21 protein-coding genes are annotated in these 21,790 nt (G+C 69.4%); 14 read left to right on the forward strand and 7 right to left on the reverse strand.

All coding sequences use genetic code 11. The features are described 5' to 3' along the window. Positions 1 to 258: 258 nt before the first annotated feature. The gene (locus CCR97_RS29175; protein WP_111358536.1) at positions 259 to 2,784 is read right to left on the reverse strand and encodes a lytic transglycosylase domain-containing protein; all 2,526 of its coding nucleotides are present in this window, start codon (positions 2,782 to 2,784) and stop codon (positions 259 to 261) included. Positions 2,785 to 3,088: 304 nt separating this feature from the next. Here CCR97_RS29175 and dapA point away from each other — a divergent pair, with 304 nt between their 5' ends. The 3 genes from dapA to smpB all read left to right on the forward strand — a co-directional run bounded on the left by dapA (position 3,089) and on the right by smpB (position 4,979). Further along, positions 3,089 to 3,979, forward strand: a complete 891-nt coding sequence (dapA, locus tag CCR97_RS29180) for a 4-hydroxy-tetrahydrodipicolinate synthase (protein WP_111358537.1) — start codon at positions 3,089 to 3,091, stop codon at positions 3,977 to 3,979. Positions 3,980 to 4,055: 76 nt separating this feature from the next. Then, positions 4,056 to 4,481: a large conductance mechanosensitive channel protein MscL gene (gene mscL, locus CCR97_RS29185; protein ID WP_111358538.1), complete on the forward strand. Its 426-nt coding sequence runs from the start codon at positions 4,056 to 4,058 to the stop codon at positions 4,479 to 4,481. Positions 4,482 to 4,490: 9 nt separating this feature from the next. Further along, positions 4,491 to 4,979: an SsrA-binding protein SmpB gene (smpB, locus tag CCR97_RS29190; protein WP_111358539.1), complete on the forward strand. Its 489-nt coding sequence runs from the start codon at positions 4,491 to 4,493 to the stop codon at positions 4,977 to 4,979. Between the two features lie 27 nt (positions 4,980 to 5,006). Here smpB and CCR97_RS29195 read toward each other — a convergent pair whose 3' ends face one another. After that, positions 5,007 to 5,684: a uracil-DNA glycosylase gene (locus tag CCR97_RS29195; RefSeq protein WP_111358540.1), complete on the reverse strand. Its 678-nt coding sequence runs from the start codon at positions 5,682 to 5,684 to the stop codon at positions 5,007 to 5,009. Positions 5,685 to 5,756: 72 nt separating this feature from the next. Further along, the gene (locus CCR97_RS29200) at positions 5,757 to 6,410 is read right to left on the reverse strand and encodes a LabA-like NYN domain-containing protein (RefSeq protein ID WP_111358541.1); all 654 of its coding nucleotides are present in this window, start codon (positions 6,408 to 6,410) and stop codon (positions 5,757 to 5,759) included. A 333-nt stretch (positions 6,411 to 6,743) separates the two neighbouring features. Between CCR97_RS29200 and rpoZ the strand changes: the two genes are divergently transcribed. The 8 genes from rpoZ (at position 6,744) to recO (ending at position 14,874) form a co-directional block, all read left to right on the forward strand. Then, complete coding sequence (gene rpoZ, locus CCR97_RS29205) at positions 6,744 to 7,151, forward strand: DNA-directed RNA polymerase subunit omega (protein ID WP_111358542.1); 408 nt, start codon at positions 6,744 to 6,746, stop codon at positions 7,149 to 7,151. A 357-nt stretch (positions 7,152 to 7,508) separates the two neighbouring features. Beyond that, entirely contained in the window at positions 7,509 to 9,788 is a 2,280-nt protein-coding gene (locus CCR97_RS29210; protein WP_201160152.1) for a RelA/SpoT family protein, read from the forward strand. A gap of 221 nt (positions 9,789 to 10,009) precedes the next feature. Further along, positions 10,010 to 10,783: a pyridoxine 5'-phosphate synthase gene (locus CCR97_RS29215; RefSeq protein ID WP_111356451.1), complete on the forward strand. Its 774-nt coding sequence runs from the start codon at positions 10,010 to 10,012 to the stop codon at positions 10,781 to 10,783. A gap of 16 nt (positions 10,784 to 10,799) precedes the next feature. After that, positions 10,800 to 11,249: a holo-ACP synthase gene (acpS, locus tag CCR97_RS29220; protein ID WP_111356452.1), complete on the forward strand. Its 450-nt coding sequence runs from the start codon at positions 10,800 to 10,802 to the stop codon at positions 11,247 to 11,249. A 226-nt stretch (positions 11,250 to 11,475) separates the two neighbouring features. Then, positions 11,476 to 12,243: a signal peptidase I gene (gene lepB / locus CCR97_RS29225; RefSeq protein ID WP_111356453.1), complete on the forward strand. Its 768-nt coding sequence runs from the start codon at positions 11,476 to 11,478 to the stop codon at positions 12,241 to 12,243. Then, positions 12,240 to 12,953 (forward strand): ribonuclease III, encoded by a 714-nt coding sequence (rnc, locus tag CCR97_RS29230; protein ID WP_111356454.1) that lies wholly within the window; start codon positions 12,240 to 12,242, stop codon positions 12,951 to 12,953. The genes lepB and rnc overlap by 4 nt, the downstream gene beginning before the upstream one ends. A gap of 77 nt (positions 12,954 to 13,030) precedes the next feature. Next, positions 13,031 to 13,957: a GTPase Era gene (gene era, locus CCR97_RS29235; protein ID WP_111356466.1), complete on the forward strand. Its 927-nt coding sequence runs from the start codon at positions 13,031 to 13,033 to the stop codon at positions 13,955 to 13,957. Positions 13,958 to 14,124: 167 nt separating this feature from the next. After that, positions 14,125 to 14,874, forward strand: coding sequence for a DNA repair protein RecO (recO, locus tag CCR97_RS29240; RefSeq protein WP_111356467.1), 750 nt, complete (start codon positions 14,125 to 14,127; stop codon positions 14,872 to 14,874). Positions 14,875 to 15,682: 808 nt separating this feature from the next. On the opposite strand, the gene parC is transcribed toward recO, so the two are convergent. Beyond that, positions 15,683 to 17,935, reverse strand: coding sequence for a DNA topoisomerase IV subunit A (gene parC, locus CCR97_RS29245; protein ID WP_111356455.1), 2,253 nt, complete (start codon positions 17,933 to 17,935; stop codon positions 15,683 to 15,685). A gap of 339 nt (positions 17,936 to 18,274) precedes the next feature. On the opposite strand from parC, the gene CCR97_RS29250 reads away from it, so the two are divergent. Then, entirely contained in the window at positions 18,275 to 18,550 is a 276-nt protein-coding gene (locus CCR97_RS29250; RefSeq protein ID WP_146618693.1) for a hypothetical protein, read from the forward strand. A gap of 110 nt (positions 18,551 to 18,660) precedes the next feature. Here CCR97_RS29250 and CCR97_RS29255 read toward each other — a convergent pair whose 3' ends face one another. Continuing rightward, positions 18,661 to 19,200 (reverse strand): GNAT family N-acetyltransferase, encoded by a 540-nt coding sequence (locus CCR97_RS29255; protein WP_201160151.1) that lies wholly within the window; start codon positions 19,198 to 19,200, stop codon positions 18,661 to 18,663. A 206-nt stretch (positions 19,201 to 19,406) separates the two neighbouring features. Further along, positions 19,407 to 20,258, reverse strand: a complete 852-nt coding sequence (locus tag CCR97_RS29260; RefSeq protein WP_170145754.1) for an RMD1 family protein — start codon at positions 20,256 to 20,258, stop codon at positions 19,407 to 19,409. A 128-nt stretch (positions 20,259 to 20,386) separates the two neighbouring features. On the opposite strand from CCR97_RS29260, the gene CCR97_RS29265 reads away from it, so the two are divergent. Next, positions 20,387 to 20,614 (forward strand): hypothetical protein, encoded by a 228-nt coding sequence (locus tag CCR97_RS29265; protein WP_111356458.1) that lies wholly within the window; start codon positions 20,387 to 20,389, stop codon positions 20,612 to 20,614. Continuing rightward, on the forward strand, positions 20,611 to 20,904 hold the full coding sequence (locus tag CCR97_RS29270; protein ID WP_111356459.1) for a type II toxin-antitoxin system RelE/ParE family toxin: 294 nt from the start codon (positions 20,611 to 20,613) through the stop codon (positions 20,902 to 20,904). Before CCR97_RS29265 ends, CCR97_RS29270 begins: the two co-directional genes overlap by 4 nt. A 42-nt stretch (positions 20,905 to 20,946) precedes the next feature. On the opposite strand, the gene CCR97_RS29275 is transcribed toward CCR97_RS29270, so the two are convergent. Beyond that, positions 20,947 to 21,597, reverse strand: coding sequence for a carboxymuconolactone decarboxylase family protein (locus CCR97_RS29275; RefSeq protein ID WP_111356460.1), 651 nt, complete (start codon positions 21,595 to 21,597; stop codon positions 20,947 to 20,949). Positions 21,598 to 21,790: the final 193 nt, after the last annotated feature.

A 21,790-nucleotide genomic window follows, 5' to 3' on the forward strand; every position in this document is an offset into this window, starting at 1 on the left:
AGGGGGACGAACCGCGAGTCGGGGGAGGGCGAGCGGCTCACCCGAATCTCGGCCGCGTGGTCCGGGTGCTGCGTGCCCCGGACAAGGTGCATCGGGCCGCAGGCCGGATGCGCCGCAGATCCGGGGTCCAGGGGCCACACCGGAATCCCTCGCGGTGTATGTCTCGTTCGAATCGATCCGTGGAGTCGCCCCTGGGTCCCGGCTCGCCGAGCATCGCTCCGCGCTGCCCGGCGTCCGGGACACGGACGCCGTACTATTTCAGTTCACGCTGCCGCCGCGCTTCAGGTCGGCCTCGATCAGCAGGCGGGTACCGCCGCCGAAGCGGACCCGGTAGGCCTGCACGTTCTCCATGATGCGCTGGACGTAGTTGCGCGTCTCGGAGAAGGGGATGCGCTCGACCCAGTCGACCGCGTCGACGTTCGGGTCGCGCGGATCGCCGAAGCGCTCGATCCACTCCTTCACCCGGCCGCGGCCGGCGTTGTAGGCGGCGAAGGCGAGGATATAGGAGCCGTTGTAGGCCGCGATGTTGCCGCCCAGCTCGGCGGCGCCCATCTGCACGTTGTAGACCTTGTCGTGCAGCAGCCGCTTCTGATCGAACGGCACGCCGTGCGTCTTGGCGATGAAGCGACCGGCCGCCGGCGTCACCTGCATCAGGCCGAGCGCATTGGCGGTCGACACGGTCTTCGGATTGAAGGCGCTCTCCTGGCGGGCGATCGCATAGACGATCGCCGGCTCGACCTCCGGGCCGATCGGCGAGTAGCGCGGCAGGCCGATGGTCGGAAAGGCGGCGTGATCGAGCGGCAGGCCGTTGCCGAGCGCGGTCTTGCCGGTGAGCAGCACGGCGCGGGCGTCGTCGTGCTTGGCGGCGATCTCGGCGATCAGGGTGAGGGCGGCGGCGTCGCTCGTCCGATCGGCGAGGTCGGCGACGAACGGGATCACGAGGTCGCGCTCGTCGATGGCGTAGAGAATCTCGACCGCGCGCACGACCTCGAGCCGCGCCACGGCGGCGCGCCGGTCCGCCGACATGGCGGGCGGGTTGCGCAGCGCGATCTCGCCGAGGCCGAGGCGAGCACGGGCGAGCTGGCCGTAATAGGCGGTGCTCCACCGCGCCGCCTGCTCGTAATGGGCGCGCGCCTCGGAGCGCCGGCCGACCGCCTCGGCGGAACGACCGAGCCAGTAGCCGGCGCGCGACAGCGAGATCGGGTTCTTCACGCCCGTCGCCGGGATGCGGGCGAAGTGCTTCGAGGCGGTCGCCGGATCGTTGAGGAATCGCAGCGCGATCCAGCCGGCCATGAACTCGTGCTCGACCTGATAGTTCTCCTTCTCGGGCGGCGTCGCGTCGCGGCACACGATGTAGGCCGACTTGGGATCGCCGAGCTCGATCAGCTTGCGGGCCAGCAGACGGCGCTCGATCCACCACTCGTCGGAATCGTGCGCGTCGTCGAGCTGGCGCGGGATCGCCAGCATGATGCGCGCCGCCTCCTGATAATGCTCGGCGCGGCGCAGCCACTGGATGCGGCTGAAGGCGAGGCCGATGTCGTTCCTCGCGCCGAGCCCGTCGAGCAGCGCCTTGGCGTTGCCGGCCTTCTGGTTGACGGCGTGGCGCGCCTTGGCGATCGAAGGCTCCGACCCGCCGAGCCGGTTGGCCGCCCGCATGGCGACCTCGAGGTCGTCCGCCTCGTAGAGCCGGCGGTCCATGCGCGCCTTGTCGTCGGCGCGCGTGATCATGCCGGGGAAGGTCTCCTGGATCTCCTCTTCGAGATCGCGGCCGAACGAGTCGGTCCGCCACACGGAGCGGACATAGCCGGCGGCCTTGGCGCGGTCGCCGGCGGCCATCAGGGCGCGGGCGTAGACGAGCTTGCCGCGGGTGCCGAGCGGCTCGCGGCCGGAGAAGAAGGCGCGGACCGTCGCCGGGTCGGCCTTCTCGGTCCACAGCATGTTCTCGGCGCGCCGGCGCAGCATGCCGTTGCTCGGCCAGGTCGGGTTCGCCTCGACGAAGCGGGCGTAGCGGGAGAACGAGACGCCGTTGTCGTTGGCGCGCAGGATCATCCACTCGACGAGCTTCTGGGCGAGCGGATCGGAGAGGCTCGCCTGCAGCTCGGTCGCGTCGCTGGTGCGGCCACGCCGCGCGGCGGCGAGCGCCTGCTTGACGATCGACAGATCGCCGCTCGAGGTCGAGCGGGTCGGCGCATAGGCCAGCGCCTCGCCGGCGCTCGGGGCGGGCGTGTAGGAGACGGGCGTGTAGGCGGCGGTCGCGGCCGTCGTCTCGGGCGCCTCGGTCGCGCCGGCGCTGTGCAGTCCGATCGGCGTGCTCGGGTCGGCGGAGGCGGAGCGGCTCGGTGGCGCGAGCGGGCGGGGCGGCGCGCCTGGACCCGCGGCGGGCTTGGCACTCGCCTGGGCCTTCGGCGGCGACGCCTTGGCGTCCTTCTTCGCGTCCGGCTTCTTGGCGTCCTGCTTTTTCGAGTCCGTCTTGGCCTCGACCTTCTTGCTGTCGGGCTTCTTCGGATCCGGCTTCTTGGCGTCGGCCTTCTTCGTGTCCGTCTTCTTCGCGTCGAACTTCTTGGCGTCGGCCTTCTTGTCTGTCGGCTTGGCCGTGGACTTCGTGTCCTTGCCCGCCTTGCTCTTGTCCGTGGGCTTCGCCGATGCGGACTTGTCGGGCGAGGTCTTGTCGGAGGACGGCGCGGCGTGCGCGGGACCGGCCGCGCCGAGCGCGACAGCTCCCAATGCGCCGGCGCCGATCAGCGCGGCGATCGCGACCGCCGAAACGGTCTGACGGAGCCTCATCTGCCGGACACGAAGAAAAGCGACCACGGACCATCCCCCCTGGTCAGCACCAGACCCGCCCCCGGCGACCTTCCGGCCGCTCTCGTTAACAAGTCCCTAATCGGGGTCGAACATGGCCATGTTTCGGCGCAATCGCGGCGCGAGCATGGACCCGGCTCGCGTTTCGCGGCGGTCGGCCGGGCGCGCTCCGTCCGACGATGTCGATCCGACGACAGGGCTTTCATCGTCCGATCCGACCCGATAAAACCAACACTTCGTCGCCGCGCCGATCCGGGGCGAAGCCGCGACGCAGGAGTGATTTCCAATGGCCGCCAAGAGCAATTTCCGAGGATCCTTCACGGCCCTGGTGACCCCGTTCAAGAACGGCGGGGTCGACGAGGCGGCGTTCCGGGCGCTGGTCGACTGGCAGATCGCCGAGGGCACCAACGGGCTGGTGCCGGTCGGCACCACGGGCGAGAGCCCGACCCTGTCGCACGAGGAGCATCACCGCGTCGTCGAGTGGTGCATCGACCAGGCCAAGGGCCGCGTGCCGGTGATCGCCGGCGCCGGTTCGAACTCCACGGCCGAAGCGGTGGCGCTGTCGCGGCACGCCGAGAAGGCGGGCGCGTCGGGCGTCCTCGTGGTCACGCCCTACTACAACAAGCCGACCCAGGAAGGCCTGTACCAGCACTTCAAGGCGGTCAACGACGCGATCGGCATCCCGATCATCATCTACAACATCCCGGCCCGCTCCGTGATCGACATGTCGGTCGACACGATGAAGCGCCTGTTCGAACTCCCGAACATTGCCGGCGTGAAGGACGCGACCGCGAACGTCCTGCGCGTCTCGCAGCAGCGCGCCGTGATCGGCGAGGACTTCAACCAGCTCTCCGGCGAGGACGGCACCGCGCTCGGCTTCATGGCGCATGGCGGCCACGGCTGCATCTCGGTGACCTCGAACGTCGCCCCGCGCCTGTGCGCCGAGTTCCAGGCCGCCTGCCTGAAGGGCGACTACGCCACCGCGCTGACCCTCCAGGACAAGCTGCTGCCGCTCCACCAGGCGCTGTTCATCGAGACCAACCCGTCGCCGATCAAGTACGCGGTCTCGGTGCTCGGCCGCTGCGCCGACACGGTGCGGCTGCCGATGGTGCCGTGCTCGGACAAGACCAAGCAGGCGGTGCGCGACGCCATGGTGCATGCCGGCCTGATCAACTGAGGCCGGCAGGAACACGGACTCCGGTCCGGCCGTTGCCGGGGGCACGCAGTACCACCATATTGGCGGAGCCCCCACCATGCCGATCCTCGAGGAGTTCAAGAAGTTCGCCGTCCGCGGCAATGTCGTCGACCTCGCGGTCGGCGTGGTGATCGGTGCGGCCTTCGGCAACATCGTCCAGTCGCTGGTCGCCGACGTGTTCATGCCGATCGTCGGCGCGATCACCGGTGGTCTGGACTTCTCGAACTACTTCCTGCCGCTCTCCTCCAAGGTCACGGCCGATACGTTGGCGGAGGCCAAGAAGCAGGGAGCCGTGTTGGCTTGGGGTAGCTTTCTGACCCTGTGCATCAACTTCGTGATCGTCGCCTGGGTGCTCTTCCTCGTGGTCAAGGCGATGAACCGGCTGCGGCAGGCCGATCCGCCCAAGCCGGCGACCCCGCCACGCCAGGAAGAGCTCCTGACCGAGATCCGCGACCTCCTGAAAGAGGGCGCCCGCGCTTCGTGAACCGAGATCATGGCTGACAACAAGGACAGGGAAAAAGCGCGTAAGATCGTCGCGGACAACCGCAGGGCGCGCTTCAACTACGAGATCGGCGAGACCTTCGAGGCGGGCATCGCGCTGCTCGGATCCGAAGTGAAGTCGTTGCGCCAGGGCCGTGCGACGATTGCGGAATCCTACGCCGAGGCGAAGGGCGGGGAGATCTGGCTCGTCAACGCCAACATCCCCGAATACCTGCAGGCCGGGCCGTTCTTCAACCACGAGCCGAAGCGGCGGCGGAAGCTCCTTCTGCACAAGCGCCAGATCGCCCGGCTCGCCCAAGGGATCGACCGCGACGGCATGACCATCGTGCCGCTGCGGATGTACTTCAACGACCGCGGCCGGGCCAAGATCGAGCTGGCGATCGCGCGCGGCAAGAAGCTGCACGACAAGCGCGAGACCGAGAAGAAGCGTGACTGGGACCGCGAGAAGGGCCGCCTGCTGCGCGCCAGCGTGAAGGGCTGAACTGACGTTCGGTGCCGCGATCGGCGTTCAGAGCTTGGGTGGCGCGTCGACGAGATGCGCCTGCACTTTCGCGAACACGGCTCGGAACATCTCGGGCGTCAGCACGCCCGTGTTCGTGTTGTAGCGCGAGCAGTGGTAGCTGTCGAAGACGGTCGCCCCGCCGCCCGGCCCCGGGTGCACGGCGCCGTGGCCGAACGGGTGGGCGGACTTCTTCCAGCCGAGCGTGCCCATCAGGGTGTCGTGGGCGATGCGGCCGAGCGCCACGATGGCGGCGAGGTTCGGCATCTCGGCCATGGTCGCGACCAGGAACGGCCGGCAGGTGGTGATCTCCGGACCGGTCGGCTTGTTCTCGGGCGGCACGCAGCGCACCGCATTGGTGATACGGGCGTCGATCAGCTCCAGCCCGTCGTCGGGGCGGGCGTCGTAGGTGCCGCGGGCGAAGCCGAACTCCTTCAGGGTCGCATACAGGAGATCGCCGGCGTAGTCGCCGGTGAACGGGCGTCCGGTGCGGTTGGCGCCCTGCAGGCCGGGGGCCAGCCCGACGATCAGGAGGCGGGCCGAGGCCGGGCCGAAGGACGGCACCGGCGCGTTCTCCCAGTCGGGCTTCTTGGCCCGCCAGGTCTCGCGGAAGTCGACGAGGCGGGGGCAGCGCGGGCAGTCGCGGTCCGGCTCCGCCGGCCGAGCCGTCGGCTCCGTCGGTCGCACCGTTCCGCCCGGGCCGAGCGCAGGCTCGGCCCGCCGGGATGCGGCGGCGGACGGACGCGGCACGGTCGACCGTCAGTCTTCGTCGAAGGTGTCGCCGGTGGCCGGCGCCGGGGCAGGGGTCGACGACCGCGGGGTGGTGCCGCGGGTGAGGAACTGCGGCGTGTGGCGCGGCTCGCGGGCGGCCCGCTCGGCGCGCTCGCCGGGATCGCGACCGATCTTCGGCTGCAGCTCGACGATGTCGAGGAACACGTCGGCCTGGCGGCGGAGCTCGTCGGCCACCATCGGGGGCTGCGTTGAGATGGTCGACACCACGGTCACGCGAACGCCGCGCCGCTGCACGGCCTCGACCAACGAGCGGAAATCGCCGTCGCCGGAGAACAAAACCATGTGATCGATGTTGCCGGCGATCTCCATGGCATCGACCGCGAGCTCGATGTCCATGTTGCCCTTCACCTTGCGCCGGCCGGTCTGGTCGACGAACTCCTTGGTGGCCTTCGTCACCACCGTGTAACCATTGTAGTCAAGCCAGTCGATCAGGGGGCGAATCGACGAGTATTCTTGATCTTCGACAACCGCCGTATAATAGAAGGCGCGTAGAAGATATCCTCGGCCCTGGAACTCGCGCAGTAACCGCTTGTAATCGATGTCAAATCCCAGCGACTTTGCGGTCGCGTACAGATTTGCTCCATCGATGAACAGAGCGATTTTCTCACTTGGCACTGCCATGGGTCTCTCGTTATTTGGTATCTTAGTATAGCGGATGCATGCCGTGAATGGCCGCGCATCCGGGCTCGCTGCGTCGACGCTCTGTGTACGGACTGTTCGGATGGTCGCGACCGAAATGGGTCGTCACGTGCTTGCCACGCAGAAGCAAGGGCTGCATCCAAAATCCGTGTCAGTCAATCACATATCCGGTCTGCGCTCCTTGTTCTAGTCAATTCACGATCGAAATACCTCATAAAAAATTGCAATGCGGCCAGTCGACCGTTGCACTTTGACACGGGGACGATTACGAGAGAGCAAACCCCACAGGAATTCGATCCAGGAGTCCGCCCTCGCATGGCACGCGTCACCGTCGAAGACTGCATCGACAAGGTCAGCAACCGGTTCGAGCTGGTTCTCCTGGCCGGCCACCGGGCCCGCATGATCTCGTCCGGCGCCCAGATCACGGTCGACCGTGACAACGACAAGAACCCGGTGGTCGCGCTGCGCGAGATCGCCGACGAGACGATCTCGCCCGAGGATCTCAAGGAGGAGCTCGTCCACTCGCTCCAGAAGTACGTCGAGGTCGATGAGCCCGAGCCCGAGTCGATCCCGTTGATCGGCGCCGGCGGCGAGGGCGTCGATGCCGACGATACCGAGGTGGTGCTGGAGCGGATGACCGAGGAGGAACTGCTCAAGGGCCTCGAGGGCTTGGCTCCGCCCGAGGAGCGGCCCGAGCCGGTCGAGGTCGACGACGAGGAGTGATCGCGTCCGGCGGTGCCGGGCGCCCGCGCGGCGCACGGCACACGGCCGACCTGCGATCCGCGATCGTGATCGTGATGGACACCGGCGGCGCCCTCGGCCCGCCGGTTTTTTGTTCTTGAATTCGGTTCCGGCCAGGTCCGGCTTTTTGCGTCACGACGTTGTTGTTGCGGTAGGAACTCGGCGCCATGTTATCCTGAACGACGGTTCGTGGCGGGCCTGGTCAGGGCCCGTCCGACCGTTCACATGAGCCGCCACGGCGTCGCTGCGCCGTGTCGCGCAAGAAGACTGACACGAATCGCCGGCCTGCGGCCGGCCGAGGAGGCGAGGGTGGGTCCCCCGGTGACGAACTTGCCGCGGATGCAGATGCAGGCGCCGATGCAAGCGCCGCGCGGCGCCGCGCCCCCCGGGACCGTGCCCGCGTCCGCGCCGCCGCCCGCCAAGCGGATGATGCGGCAGTACGAGCTGGTCGAGCGCGTCCGCAAGTACAACCCGAACACCAACGAGGACTTGCTCAACCGCGCCTATGTCTACGCCATGAAGGCGCATGGCGAGCAGATGCGCGCCTCGGGCGACCCCTATTTCTCGCATCCGCTCGAGGTCGCGGCGATCCTCACCGACCTCAAGCTCGACGACGCGACCATCGTGGCGGCGCTGCTGCACGACACGATCGAGGACACCGACGCCACCCGCACCGACATCGACCAGATCTTCGGCGCCGACATCGGCCATCTGGTCGAGGGCCTGACCAAGCTGAAGAAGCTCGAGCTGGTGTCGCGCGAGGCCAAGCAGGCCGAGAACCTGCGCAAGCTGCTGCTCGCCATCGCCGAGGACGTGCGGGTGCTGCTGGTCAAGCTGGCCGACCGCCTGCACAACATGCGCACCCTCGTCTACATGCCGGTCGAGAAGCGCGGCCGCATCGCCGAGGAGACGATCGACATCTATGCGCCGCTCGCCGGCCGCATGGGCATGCACGAGATGCGCAGCGAGCTCGAGGACCTGGCCTTCCGCGAGCTGCATCCCGACGCCTTCAAGGTGATCGACGCGCGGCTCGAGCGTCTCGCCGCCCGCAACAGCGACCTGATCGCCGAGATCGAGCAGCAGCTCACCGTGAAGCTCGCCGCCCGCGGCATCACGGCCGAGGTGTTCGGCCGCCGCAAGCACGCCTATTCGGTGTGGCGCAAGATGGAGCGCAAGGCACTCGGCTTCGAGCAGCTCTCCGACATCTACGCGTTCCGCGCGATCGTCGGCTCGCTCGCCGACTGCTACCAGGCGCTCGGCGTCGTCCACACCACCTGGCCGGTCGTGCCGGGCCGCTTCAAGGATTACATCTCGACCCCCAAGCAGAACGACTATCGGTCGATCCACACGACCGTGATCGGGCCGCGCAACCAGCGCGTCGAGCTGCAGATCCGCACCCACGAGATGGACGAGATCGCCGAATACGGCATTGCGGCGCACGCCCTCTACAAGGACGATCTCGGCTCGCCCAACGAGACGCTGACGCGCGAATCCAACGCCTACGCGTGGCTGCGCCGCACCATCGAGCTGCTGGCGGTCGGCTCCAATCCGGAGGAGTTCCTCGAGCACACCAAGCTCGAGCTGTTCCACGACCAGGTGTTCTGCTTCACGCCCAAGGGCAAGCTGATCGCGCTGCCGCGCTCGGCCACCCCGATCGACTTCGCCTATGCGGTCCACACCGACGTCGGCAACCGCGCGGTGGGCTGCAAGGTCAACGGCAAGATCGCGCCGCTGATCTCCGAGCTGCACAACGGCGACGAGGTCGAGATCCTCACCGCGCGCGGGCCGAACGCGCTGCCGGCGGCCTGGGAGTCGGTGGTCGTCACCGGCAAGGCGCGCGCCGCCATCCGGCGCGCCACGCGGGTCGCGGTGCGCAACCAGTATGCCGAGCTCGGCAAGCGCATCGTCGAGCGCATGTGCCAGCGGGCCAAGCGCGAATACTCCAACGAGAAGCTCGCCGGCGCGCTGCCGCGGCTCGCGCGCGCCACCATCGAGGACGTGTTCGCCGCCGTCGGCCGCAGCGAGATCAAGGCGTCCGACGTCGTGCGCGCCATGTATCCCGACTACAAGGAGGAGCGGGCGACCGCCGTGCCGAAGCCCGACAAGAGCTGGTTCGGGCTGAAGACCGGGCAGTCGGTGAAGTTCAAGGTGCCGGGCGCGACCGACGACGCGATCCCGATCCGCGGCATCAACTCGGACCTGCCGGTGCGCTTCGCTCCGGAGGGCGGCGCCGTGCCGGGCGACCGCATCGTCGGTATCCTGACGCCCGGAGAGGGCATCACCATCTACCCGATCCAGTCGCCGGCCCTCACCGCGTTCGAGGACCAGCCTGAGCGCTGGCTCGACGTCCGCTGGGACATCGACGAGAAGACGCCGCAGCGCTTCCCGGCCCGCGTCTTCGTGCAGTCGGTCAACGAGCCCGGCTCGCTCGCCCAGGTCTGCCAGGTGATCGCCGACCACGACGGCAACATCGACAACCTGCGGATGAGCCGCAACGCGCCCGACTTCAGCCAGCTCACCATCGACCTCGAGGTCTACGACCTCAAGCACCTCACCGGGATCATCTCCCAGCTCCGCGCCAAGACGGTCGTCGCCAAGGCCGACCGGGTGGTGGGGTAGGGGACACGCCGCGACCTCTTTCACCTCTCCCCGCGCGCGGCGTGCTTGAACCTCTCCCCGCACGCGGGGAGAAGGACAGCCGGGGCCCGCGCCTTCCCGCACAGCCGGCGCCGGCTCCGTGCCGGCGTGGCGAAGTAGGCTATAGCCCGTCGCCCGCCCTTGAACCCGTGCCGGTTCTGCTGCACACCGGCGGCCTCGTATTTGTGCTCCGGAGCCCGCCCGTGACCGCTCCCAAGATCCGCCTCGGCGTCAATGTCGACCATGTCGCGACCGTGCGGAACGCCCGCGGCGGGCGGCATCCCGATCCGCTGCGCGCCGCCGAGATCGCCGTCGCGGCCGGCGCCGACGGCATCACGGCGCATCTGCGCGAGGACCGCCGTCACATCCGCGACGACGACATGGCGCGGCTGAAGGCGCAGCTCACGGTGCCGCTCAACATGGAGATGGCGGCCACCCCCGAGATGGTGGAGATCGCGCTGCGGCTGAAGCCGCACGCCGCCTGCCTGGTGCCGGAGCGGCGCGAGGAGCGCACCACCGAGGGCGGCCTCGATGCCGCCGGCCAGCTCGACGACCTCGCGCCCCGAGTCCGCACCCTCGGCGCCGCCGGCATAAGAGTGTCGCTGTTCGTCGCGCCCGACCCGCTGCAGCTCGACGCCGCGGTGGCGGCCGGTGCTCCCGTCGTCGAGTTGCACACCGGCACCTGGTGCGAGGCCGTCGCGGCCGGCGAGCGCCTGCACGCCCAGGCCGAGTTCGAGCGCATCGTCCGGGCCGCCCGCGAGGCCAAGGCGCGCGGCCTCGAGGTGCATGCCGGGCACGGCCTCGACCCGGTGACGGCCGAGGCGATTTCGGCGCTGCCCGAGGTGGTCGAGCTCAACATCGGCCACTGGCTGGTGGCCGAGGCGGTGTTCGACGGCCTCGGCGCGGCGATCCGGCGCATGCGCGCCGCCATGCAGCGCGGCCGCGAGGCGGCCAGCCGCGAGGCGGCCGGGCGCTGACCCCGAGGATGGGCGCATGATCATCGGCATCGGCACCGACCTGTGCGACATCCGCCGCATCGAGAAGACGCTCGAGCGGCACGGCGACCGCTTCGTCGCGCGCTGCTTCACCCCGATCGAGCGGGCGCTCGCCGAGCGCCGCAAGAACCGCGCGGAGACCTACGCAAAGCGGTTCGCCGCCAAGGAGGCCTGCGCCAAGGCGCTCGGAACCGGCTTCCGCCGCGGCGTGTTCTTCCGCGACCTGGGGGTGGTGAACCTGCCGTCCGGCAAGCCGACGCTGCGGCTCACCGGGGCTGCGGCCGAGCGTCTCGCCGCCCTGACGCCGCCCGGCTGCGAGGCCCGGATCGACCTCGCGCTCACCGACGAGTACCCGCTCGCCCAGGCCTTCGTGGTGATCTCGGCGGTACCGCGTTCCGCCGGGGACGAGGCGAGCGCGTCAATTGCGCCGGTCCCGCCGAGCCGCTAGAACCAGGACGCCGCTGCGCCGATCGCGTCGTCGCCGTCTCGTCCGCCGGTCTCGCCCGCTGGTCTGTTGCGGGCCCGCCGCGATGGTTCACCGCCGAACCTCTGTCCCGGTCCGACCGTCGGGGCGACGACCGGTCCGGCCCGCCGCTTCGGCACGACACCGCGTGCAGGCGAACCGCGCCGGCGATCCGGGCAGGTGATCCGGACAGGCGAACAACGAGAGGCCGATGAGCGTGTACGACAGCCAGGAGAAGCCGCAGGAGAAGAAGAAGGAAGGTGGGCTTCTCGAGACCGCCCGCGTCATCTTTCACGCGCTGATCATCGCGCTCGTCATCCGGACCTTCCTGTTCCAGCCGTTCAACATCCCGTCCGGCTCGATGATGGCGACGCTGCTGATCGGCGACTACCTGTTCGTCTCCAAATACTCCTACGGCTACAGCCGCTACTCCTTCCCGCTGTCGCTGCCGCTGTTCAACGGCCGCATCATGGGCTCGGAGCCGCAGCGCGGCGACGTCGTCGTGTTCCGCCTGCCCAAGGACGACTCGACCGACTACATCAAGCGGGTGATCGGCCTGCCGGGCGACCGCATCCAGATGGTCGGGGGCCTCCTGCACATCAACGGCCAGCCGGTGACGCGCGAGCGCGTCTCCGACTTCGTCGACGAGGAGGGCGGCCGCACCGTGCGGGTCCGGCGCTGGAAGGAGACCTTGCCGAACGGCGTCTCTTACGAGACGCTCGACCTGCAGGACAACGGCTTCCTCGACAACACCCCGGTCTACGAGGTGCCGCCCGGCAACTTCTTCATGATGGGCGACAACCGCGACAACTCGACCGACAGCCGGGTGCTGAGCCAGGTCGGCTACGTGCCGCTCGACAACATCATCGGCAAGGCCCAGGTGATCTTCTTCTCGGTCGGCGACGGCGTGCCCGCCTGGCACGTCTGGGCGTGGCCTTACGCGGTGCGCTGGGGGCGGCTGCTGACGCTGGTGAGATGAGCACACGGACCAAGCCGGGCCGGCGCGAGCTGGAGGCCCGCATCGGCTACACGTTCTCCGACGCGAAGCTGCTGGAGACGGCGCTGACCCACATCTCGGCGCTCTCCGGCAAGAGCCGCGCCGGCAGCTACCAGCGGCTCGAGTTCCTCGGCGATCACGTCCTCGGCCTCGTCGTCTCGGACATGCTGTTCCGCGGCTTCCCGAAGGCCGAGGAGGGCGAGCTGTCGCGTCGGCTCGCCGACCTGGTCCGCCGCGAGACCTGCGCCGACGTCGCCCGCACGCTCGATCTCGGCCCCGCCATCAAGCTCGGCGTCTCCGAGGCGAACGGCGGCGGGCGGCGCAACACCGCGATCCTGGCCGATATCTGCGAGGCGGTGATCGGCGCCGTCTTCGTCGACGGCGGCTATCCGGCCGCCGCCGCCATGATCGAGGCGCTGTGGGGCGAGCGCATGCGCACGCCGACCCGGCCGCTGCGCGATTCGAAGACCATCCTGCAGGAGTGGGCGCAGGGCCGCGGGCTGCCGACGCCCAGCTATCGCGAGGTCGAGCGCACCGGCCCGCATCACGATCCCGAGTTCAAGGTCGTGGTGGAATTGCCCGACCTGCCGCCGGCCGAGGGCATCGGCCGGTCCAAGCGCGCCGCCGAGCAGGCCGCGGCCGCCGCCTTCCTAGGCCGCGAGGGCGTGTCCGCCGTCCCGGCCGAAGCCTGATCCCGTTTTCCGACCCGTTTTCCCGACCACGATCTTCCGACCTCCGACCGCGAGCCCCGATGACCGACACACCGTCCATGCCCGAGCCGACGTCCGACGTGGCGCCCGGAAAAACCCGGTGCGGCTTCATCGCCGTGATCGGCGCGCCCAATGTGGGCAAGTCGACGCTGGTCAATGCGCTCGTCGGCAGCAAGGTGACGATCGTCAGCCCCAAGGTGCAGACGACCCGCACGCTGGTGCGCGGCATCACCATCGTGGGGGCGTCGCAGCTCATCTTCGTCGACACGCCCGGCATCTTCGCGCCGCGCCGCAGGCTCGAGCGCGCCATGGTGACGACCGCCTGGTCGGGCGCCCAGGACGCCGACCTCGCCGTGCTGGTGGTCGACGCCAAGCGCGGCCTCGACGAGGAGACGGCGGCCATCGTCGACAAGCTGCGCGAGGTGCGCCAGCCCAGGACGCTGGTGCTCAACAAGGTCGACCTGGTGGCGAAGCCGGCCCTGCTGGCGCTGGCGCAGGCCGCCAACGATCGGGTCGCCTTCACGGACACGTTCATGATCTCGGCGATGAGCGGAAACGGCGTGCCGGATCTCGCCGAGAGGCTCGCCGCGCAGGTGCCGGAGGGGCCGTGGCTCTATCCCGAGGACCAGATGTCGGACGCGCCGATGCGCAGCCTCGCGGCCGAGATCACCCGGGAGAAGCTCTTTCTCAAGCTGCACCAGGAGCTGCCCTACCGCTCGACGGTGGAGACCGACTCGTGGACCGAGCAGCCCGACGGCTCGGTGCGCATCGAGCAGACCATCTTCGTCGAGCGCGAGAGCCAGCGGAAGATCGTGCTGGGCAAGGGCGGCCACACCATCAAGTCGATCGGCTCCGACGCGCGACTGGAGCTCGCCGGCCTGCTCGAGCAGAAGGTCCACCTGTTCCTGTTCGTGAAGGTGCGCGAGAACTGGTCCGACGACCCCGAGCGCTACCGCGAGATGGGCCTGGAGTTCCCGAAGGGGTAGGGCGCGACGCCCTCGGTCGAAGTCGGTAGCAGCCGGTAGCCCGGGTTGAGCGTAGCGAAACCCGGGACAGCGGCGGCCGTCGTCCCCGGATGTCGCTGCGCTCCATCCGGGCTACCAGCAACGAGGCGCGGCTTCCGCGCCGCCGAATCCCGGTCTACATCTCTCCCATGCAGTGGTCCGAGGAAGGCATCGTGCTCGGGGTGCGGCGGCACGGCGAGACGAGCGCCATCGTCGAGCTGATGACGCGCGACCACGGGCGCCATCTCGGGCTGGTGCGGGGCGGGGCGGGGCCGCGCCTGCAGCCGGTGCTGCAACCCGGCAACCGGGTCGCCGCGATCTGGCGGGCGCGGCTCGAGGAGCATCTCGGCAACTATTCGGTCGAAGGGGTGCGGCTGCGCGCCGGCGCGCTGCTCGCCCGTCCGCACGCGCTCTACGGCATCGTCCATCTCGCCGCGCTGACCCGCCTGCTACCGGAGCGGGACCCGCATCCGCTCGTCCACGACGCCCTGGAGGCGATCCTCGACCACATCGCCGAACCGGCGCTCGCCGGCGCGCTCGTCGTGCGGTTCGAGCTGCAGCTCCTCGCCGAGCTCGGCTTCGGCCTCGATCTCGACCGCTGCGCCGTCTCCGGCACCGCCGACGACCTCGTCTACGTGTCACCGAAGTCGGGACGGGCGGTGTCGCGCGCGGTCGGCGCGCCGTGGCACGACCGGCTGCTGCCTCTGCCGGCGTTCCTGGCCGCCGAGCACGACGAAGCGAGCCCCGAGCACCTCGCCGACGCCTTCCGGATGACGGGCTTCTTCCTCGCCCGCCATGTCTTCGAGCCGCGCGGCCTGCCGCTGCCCGATGCCCGCACGGCCTTCCTGGCCGCGGTGGCGCGGGCGGCCGCGCCGGCGTGCTGCGCTGCGACGGTTTAGCACTGTCGAGCGCCAGCGGATTCACGCGGGGCGCAAATACCTCGGAGTCATTCTCGCACAAGCGCAAGCAACGCTGCAGTGCAGCGTCAAATTATTTTAACAAGACTCTGGTACCGCTAGAAACAAGGCGGCAATTGGCCATATGATGGTCAAAAAGGAGGGCCGCGGGAACAAAGCCGGCTCCCGATCGTTGTCAGAGGGATCGAAACGTCAGAGGGTCACCATGAACGCATTCGTTCGACGTTTTGTCATGCACTACGGCATCTATCGCCGGTACCCGCTCGCGCGCGTGGACGCCCTGCGGAACGCATGGCGCATCGCCCGGGCGTAGCGCTCGACCAGCCTTTCGCCGCCGACGGCGCGTGACGAACGCACCGGGCCGGCCGCGTGACATCCTGTCTCAGGATCCCAGGCCCGCCCCGGCACCCCCGTGGCGGGCCTTCGCGTTTCACGAGACCGTTGGTGAGACGGGGCGTGCCAATCGCGGCGGTCTGCCACCTTCAAATCCCCCAGGCTCGCCATGCCGGCGCGCGTCGCGGGTCTCCACGATCTGGCAGCGGTGCAAGATCAAGAGCGTGGATGGCCGGGACGAGTCTCATGATCGCCAACTCCAGGTCCGAACCCTCTCCGCCGTCGTGCTCCGCGAAGGCGGAGCACCCAGTACACCGCAGCGCTTCGGTTGAACCAACGTGAGGCCAGTGGAAACTGGGCCGTCCGCCTGCGCGGACGGCGACCACCGAGAGGCTGTGCCCTCACGCCTGACTCGGCGGCTGACCGGCCGAGCCCGGCCATCACCAACGAGCCGGTCTCAGATCGCGTTCTCGAACTTGCCGCTGCGCGGAAAGCCCTTGGGGGGCAGGCGGCCGGCGTCGGCGCGGTTGCCGCGCCATTCGGCGAGCTCCTTCAGGGTCTGGGTGAAGACGCGACCCGCCGAGTCGGTCCAGCTCAGGCCCTCGGCGCCCGTGAAGGTCTTGAGGTCCGAGAGGCCGCCGTCCTTGTACTTCTGCAGCCGCACGCCCTTGCCGCGGTTCATTTCCGGCACCTGGTCGAGCGGGAAGATCAGAAGCTTGCGGTTCTCGCCGATCACCGCGACCTGATCGCCCGTGACGGTGGTGACGAGGCGCGCCTCGTCCGGCATCTCGACATTGAGCACCTGCTTGCCGCGCCGCGTGTTGGCGAGGCACTCGTCCTCGCTCACCACGAAGCCGTGGCCGCCCTGGCTCGCGACCAGGAACTTGCGGCCGCCGACGAACGGGAAGACGGCGACGAGGTCGGCCTCCTGCTCCATGTCGATGTAGAGGCGCACCGGCTCGCCGTGACCGCGCCCGCCCGGCAGCTTGCCGGCGTCGAGCGTGTAGAAGCGGCCGTTGGTGGCGAGCACCAGGAGCTTCGAGGTGGTCTCGGCCGGGAACGTGAACTTGAGCTTGTCGTCGGCCTTGAACTGGACGCCGGAGAGGTCCGTCACGGTGCCCTTGAGCGCGCGGATCCACCCCTTCTCGGAGACCACGATGGTGATCGGCTCGCGGATCACCATCGCCTCCTCGATCGCCGCCTCGTCGTGTGCCGGCGCCTCGGCGAAGCCGGTGCGGCGCTTGCCGAGCGGCGTCTTGGGGCCGAACTTGGTCCTCACCTCGCGGATCTGCTCGGCGATCTTGGCCCACTGCTTGGGCTCGGAGCCGACCAGCCCCTGCAGCTCGCGCTGCTCGGCGCGCAGCGCCGCGTCCTCGGAGCGGATCTCCATCTCCTCCAGCTTGCGCAAGTTGCGCAGCCGCATGTTGAGGATTGCTTCCGCCTGCACGTCGGTGAGCTTGAACGTCTTCATCAGGACGGGCTTGGGCTCGTCCTCGGTGCGGATGATCTTGATCACCTTGTCGAGGTTCAGATAGGCGACCAGATAGCCGCCCAGGACCTCGAGCCGGTGGGCGATGACGCCGAGCCGGTGATTGGAACGTCGCACCAGCACGTCGCGGCGATGGTCGAGCCACTCGCGGAGTGCCTCGTGGAGGCCGATCACCTTGGGGATGCGGCCGCCGACCAGCACGTTCATGTTGAGCGGGATGCGCGACTCGAGGTCGGTCAGCTTGAACAGCGACTCCATCAGGAGCTCGGCGTCGACCGTTTTTGCGCGCGGCTCGATGACGAGCCTGATGTCCTCGGCCGATTCGTCGCGCACGTCGCCGACCAGCGGCAGCTTCTTGTCGTTCAGGAGTTCGGCGATGCGCTCGACGAGCCGCGACTTCTGCACCAGCCACGGGATCTCGGTGATCACGATCAGCCAGGTGCCGCGCGCGCCGTCCTCCTTGTGCCAGCGCGCCCGCACCCGGAACGAGCCGCGCCCCGTCTCGTAGGCCTCGGCGATGGTCGCGCGGCTGTCGATGATCAGCCCGCCGGTCGGGAAGTCCGGACCGGGGATGTATTTCATCAGCGCCTTCGGCTTGGCGTCGGGATGCTCGATCAGATGCAGGGCGGCGTCGCACAGCTCGGCAGCGTTGTGCGGCGGGATCGCCGTCGCCATGCCGACCGCGATGCCCTGGGCGCCGTTGGCGAGCAGATTGGGAAACGCGCCGGGCAGCACCACGGGCTCCTGCTCGGAGCCGTCGTAGGTCGGGCGGAAGTCGACCGCGTCCTCGTCGAGGCCATCGAGCATCAGCCGCGCGACCTCGGTGAGGCGCGCTTCGGTGTATCGCATGGCGGCGGCGTTATCGCCGTCGATGTTGCCGAAGTTGCCCTGGCCGTCGACCATCGGGAAGCGGACCGAGAAGTCCTGCGCGAGCCGCACCAGCGCGTCGTAGACGGCCTGGTCGCCGTGCGGGTGGAACTTGCCGATCACGTCGCCGACGACACGCGCGCACTTCTTGAACGCGGCGCCGGGATCGAGGCGCAGCTCGCGCATCGCATAGAGCAGGCGGCGGTGCACCGGCTTCAGCCCGTCGCGGGCGTCGGGCAGGGCGCGGTGCATGATGGTCGAGAGCGCATAGGCGAGGTAGCGCTCCTCCAGGGCCTCGCGCAGCGCGACGTCGTGCACGTCCGACGGATCGGGGGGAATCAGGGTCTTGGTCATGGGGCGATCGAATAGCCCGCGCGCCGGACGTGAACAATATCGCCGCGAAAGCGTTGGAGAGAGCCGGTAGGCCGCGGCCGCCGGATGAACGCCGGATGAACAGTCTCTCCATAATTATGCTGTGATTCGAGAGCGTTATGGGTGTCGGCAGCGCCCGCTGCCGGGCCTCGGGGATCACACCGGAACCAGCGACGGAGGATCGGCGCGACCAGGGTACGCCACCCTTGAAGCCATCGAGGACGTCGGAGAGCCGACGTCGACCCCGAATCTGTCCCAGTCATGGACCGTCGCCGGCCCGCCCGGTCGGAGCCTTCCTCGACGGTCGGAGAGGAGATCGAGATGCGTGGAACGATCCTGGCCGCTGCCGCTGCCGTCGGCATCGCGCTGTTCGGAATGGCGCCGGCGTCCGCCGCGCCGGCCACCGGGGCCTCCGGCCTTCTGTCGGCAGCCGAGGTCCAGGAGGCCGTGATCCAGGCGCAGTGGCACTATGCCCGCCGCAGCCATTGGCGCTGGGGCAGCCGCGGCTACGTGCACGGGCCCAACCGCAGCCACTGGCGCTGGGGCAGCCGCCCGCGCTGCCACTGGCGCGGCCGCAGCGTGTGGGGCCGCTGCTGAGCGTTGTCCGTCGCCAAGCGAGCGTCCGAGTGCGTTCGGACGTGCGAGCTTCGGACGTGTGAACGATGGCCGGCCCGCTCGCGGGCCGGTTTTTTTGTCGAGCGGGTGGCTCACGTCGCCGAGAACGCCTCGTGGTACTCGACCGTCCCGGCCGGCGGCGGCGAGCCGCGGAACGGGACCGCGAGGACGTAGCGGTCGGGAACGCCGGGGACGTGCAGGCCGGCCGGGCGGCGAAACCCGTGGCGGCCGTAATAGGCCGGATCGCCGACCACCAGGCAGCCGGCGGCGCCGCGCGCCTTCAGGCGGGAGAACCCCTCCTGGATCAGCGCCGTGCCGACGCCGGCGCGCTGCCGGTCGGGCCGCACCGACAGGGGGCCGAGCGCGACCCAGCCACCGTTCGTGCCGTTGCCGTTGATGCGGAAGCCGGGCCCGAAGATCTGCACGGCCGAGAACGCCGCCTGGCCGACCAGGCCGGAAAAGTCTTCGGCCACCAGGGCGACGATGGCGCCGCCGCTCGCCCACAGGGCGTCCATGATGGCCGGCTCGGTGCCGGAGGCGATGGGGAGGCCGCGATAGGCGGCGGTCACGACGGCGCGCACGGCGTCGCGATCGGCGTCGGTCTGGTCTCGCAGGATGATCGAATCATGCATGGCCTAGCCGTCATAGCATCGACTCCGGCGACAGGAAGAGGGGGTTGCGCACGACGGGGTTGTGCCGTGCGAAGAACCGGGTGGCCCTGTTCTGGAGTCATTTCGGGGCGCGGCGAAGCCGCGAACCCGGAATGACAGGATGCCGAAGAGGTGTCGCATGGATCTTGGCTCGCACCATCGGTGCGCCGAATCGGGGCGCACCGGCGTCAATGGCTGCCGCGGACGAACAGCTCGTAGAACGTCACCAGAACCTCGACGACGATCAGCAGGACGATGGTCGCCTCCAGCCGCACGCTGCGCTGGGTGTCGATGATGTCGGTGATGGCGCGCGCCGTGTCGTCGATCACCTCGAGCTTGCGGGCGAGCGAGGTGGCGCGCTCCTTCAGCTCGTACTCGTCGGCGAGGCGCAGCCACAGCCGCTCGAACTCCGGCTGGTCCCACAGGATGTCGGGCTTGTCCTCGATCTCGACGCGGCCGGCGAGGCGGTGCTGCACCTGCAGGGCCTGGCCGATGGTGCGCAGCATCTGGCGACGTCCCGAGGGGGTGCGGCCGGTGCGGGCGAGCGCCGCCGCGAACGGCTCCATCACCTCCAGGACCGTGCCGACCTCGCGCTCGTCGCGCGCCAGCGCGGCGTTCTTGGCGAGCACGTCGGCGATGACGAGAATCCGGGGCGGGGTGAGGGCGCGGATCGCCACCGGGCCGCCCGGCACCACCTGGTCGTCCTGGTCGGGGGCGATCTCGACGGTGGTCGATTCGTCCTCGATCGTCTCGTACTGGCCGGCGAGGCGAGGCCCGAGCGCCCGCACCAGCTCGTCCTCCTCGACGGGCGACAGGCCGACCAGCACGGCCACCCCGTAGCGGAACAGCACGGCATAGCCGGCCGCGCCGGTCCGGAAGGCGAGCGGCGTCGTCGAGACGAGGTCGCTGCGCTCAAGGCCGGCCGTGTCGATACGGTCGCCGAGCAGCAGGGTACGGGCGGTGAGGCGGGTGCGCGTCGCCGGCACCGCCACGGGGGCGGCCGCCGGCGCGGCGACGGGAAGAGGAGCACGGTCAGCCATGGCGGCAGTATAGCAGGCCGTACGTGACAGGAGGCGGGCGATGGGGTGGTCCGTTCGGCCTCCTCGGCGATTCACCGTCCGGGCGTCGCCGGTTGTCCGGATCGTCGAAAGAGCCCTATAATTCCGTCATGACGAAGCTTTTCGACCAGGCCGTCGAGGCCGCCCGGGCCCTCCCGCCGGACGCGCAGGACGAGCTCGCCCGCGTCATGCTCGACATCCTCGCCGACGACCGACCGCCCGAGCCGATCGATCCCGCCGATGCGCCGGCCGTCCGCGAGGGGCTCGCGCAGGCCGATCGCGGCGAGTTCGCGACAGATGCCGAGGTCGACGCCGCCCTTCATCGCTTCGAGGCATGAGAATTCGCTATACCCGCCGGGCCGTCGCCGACCTCGCGGGCATCGCCGACCACATCCGGTTTCACGACCCGGCGGCGGCGTTTCGCGTGCGAGACGCCATTCTCGACAGCATCCGGACGTTGGTTCTCTTTCCGCGAGCCGGCCGCCGGCAATCCGTGGCCGGCGTCCGGAAGCTGATCACCCGGAAGTACCCGTACCTCGTCTATTACAGCGTCGACGAGGCGACCGGGGACATCGTGGTCCTCACCATCAGGCATCCCGCCCGGCGTCGCGAACACGAGGACGGTTGAGGCCTGCTTGCGACGGACCCTGGGCGGGTCGCCGCAGCTCCGTCACGCCGCCGTGGCGGGGCGGATCTTCGACTTCGCCCAGTAGTCCGGGTCGGCCTTCGATCGCGCGAGCGCCTCGGCGGTCTCGAAGCCCGGCGCCATCGAGCCGTCCTGGCCGGCCAGCACCTGATGGTGCTCGATGTTCAGGGTGCGCAGCCAGCGCTGCTGGCCCATCGTGACGGCGACGAAGTAGCCGATCTCGACCAGCTCCGGCTCGGAGAAATGGGCATGCAGCCGCGCCCAGAAGGCGTCGTCCGTGGGCAGGTCCCAGGTGATCGCCTCGGCGTAGGAGAGGGCGGCCTTCTGCTTGTCGTCGTAGCGGGTCGAGGACTCGAAGTTGATCAGGTCGCGGTAGTCGTCCTCCACCAGCCCGGCCTTGGCCGACTTGATCGAGCGCTGGTTGCCGCAGAACTCGCACAGCACCGAGCGCGACACGTAGACCCGGCACAGCTCCTTTATCGAGTGGTCGGCGACGCCCTGGTGGAACACGGTGCGCCAGGTGTCGGCGAAGGACCAGAACACCGCCGGCACGTGTGCCCGCACGGCCTGGCTCTCCGGACGCGGCGTGCCCTCGCGGGCGCAACGCTGCAGCTCCTCGGTCATCGCCGGATCGGTGATGGTAGCGGGGTCGACGTAGCTGATGCGCGGGGCCATGGGGTTCCTCCTGTTGTTTTTCGTGTTGCCGTCCGGCACGCATGCGCGGGCAGCGACACCTTGTATACAGGGTTGGAACACGGCGGGCGAGACGCAGATCGAAAGCCTCGTGTCCCGGACGCGGTGCGACGCACCGCGAGCCGGGACCCAGCTGCAACGAGGCGAAGCCGTCCCGGTGGCCCCTGGGTCCCGG

The organism is Rhodoplanes elegans, assembly GCF_016653355.1.
Taxonomy (GTDB): domain Bacteria; phylum Pseudomonadota; class Alphaproteobacteria; order Rhizobiales; family Xanthobacteraceae; genus Rhodoplanes; species Rhodoplanes elegans.

Bases quoted from the DNA above. Each gene is read 5' to 3' on its own strand.
- recO (WP_111356467.1), top strand. From the start codon at position 14,125: ATGCAGTGGTCCGAGGAAGGCATCGTGCTCGGGGTGCGGCGGCACGGC.
- CCR97_RS29270 (WP_111356459.1), top strand. From the start codon at position 20,611: ATGAGAATTCGCTATACCCGCCGGGCCGTCGCCGACCTCGCGGGCATC.
- CCR97_RS29255 (WP_201160151.1), bottom strand. From the start codon at position 19,200: ATGCATGATTCGATCATCCTGCGAGACCAGACCGACGCCGATCGCGAC.
- mscL (WP_111358538.1), top strand. From the start codon at position 4,056: ATGCCGATCCTCGAGGAGTTCAAGAAGTTCGCCGTCCGCGGCAATGTC.
- CCR97_RS29200 (WP_111358541.1), bottom strand. From the start codon at position 6,410: ATGGCAGTGCCAAGTGAGAAAATCGCTCTGTTCATCGATGGAGCAAAT.
- rpoZ (WP_111358542.1), top strand. From the start codon at position 6,744: ATGGCACGCGTCACCGTCGAAGACTGCATCGACAAGGTCAGCAACCGG.
- CCR97_RS29260 (WP_170145754.1), bottom strand. From the start codon at position 20,258: ATGGCTGACCGTGCTCCTCTTCCCGTCGCCGCGCCGGCGGCCGCCCCC.
- rnc (WP_111356454.1), top strand. From the start codon at position 12,240: ATGAGCACACGGACCAAGCCGGGCCGGCGCGAGCTGGAGGCCCGCATC.
- CCR97_RS29250 (WP_146618693.1), top strand. From the start codon at position 18,275: ATGCGTGGAACGATCCTGGCCGCTGCCGCTGCCGTCGGCATCGCGCTG.
- lepB (WP_111356453.1), top strand. From the start codon at position 11,476: ATGAGCGTGTACGACAGCCAGGAGAAGCCGCAGGAGAAGAAGAAGGAA.
- CCR97_RS29275 (WP_111356460.1), bottom strand. From the start codon at position 21,597: ATGGCCCCGCGCATCAGCTACGTCGACCCCGCTACCATCACCGATCCG.
- parC (WP_111356455.1), bottom strand. From the start codon at position 17,935: ATGACCAAGACCCTGATTCCCCCCGATCCGTCGGACGTGCACGACGTC.
- acpS (WP_111356452.1), top strand. From the start codon at position 10,800: ATGATCATCGGCATCGGCACCGACCTGTGCGACATCCGCCGCATCGAG.
- smpB (WP_111358539.1), top strand. From the start codon at position 4,491: ATGGCTGACAACAAGGACAGGGAAAAAGCGCGTAAGATCGTCGCGGAC.
- CCR97_RS29175 (WP_111358536.1), bottom strand. From the start codon at position 2,784: ATGAGGCTCCGTCAGACCGTTTCGGCGGTCGCGATCGCCGCGCTGATC.
- dapA (WP_111358537.1), top strand. From the start codon at position 3,089: ATGGCCGCCAAGAGCAATTTCCGAGGATCCTTCACGGCCCTGGTGACC.
- CCR97_RS29265 (WP_111356458.1), top strand. From the start codon at position 20,387: ATGACGAAGCTTTTCGACCAGGCCGTCGAGGCCGCCCGGGCCCTCCCG.
- era (WP_111356466.1), top strand. From the start codon at position 13,031: ATGCCCGAGCCGACGTCCGACGTGGCGCCCGGAAAAACCCGGTGCGGC.
- CCR97_RS29210 (WP_201160152.1), top strand. From the start codon at position 7,509: ATGCAGATGCAGGCGCCGATGCAAGCGCCGCGCGGCGCCGCGCCCCCC.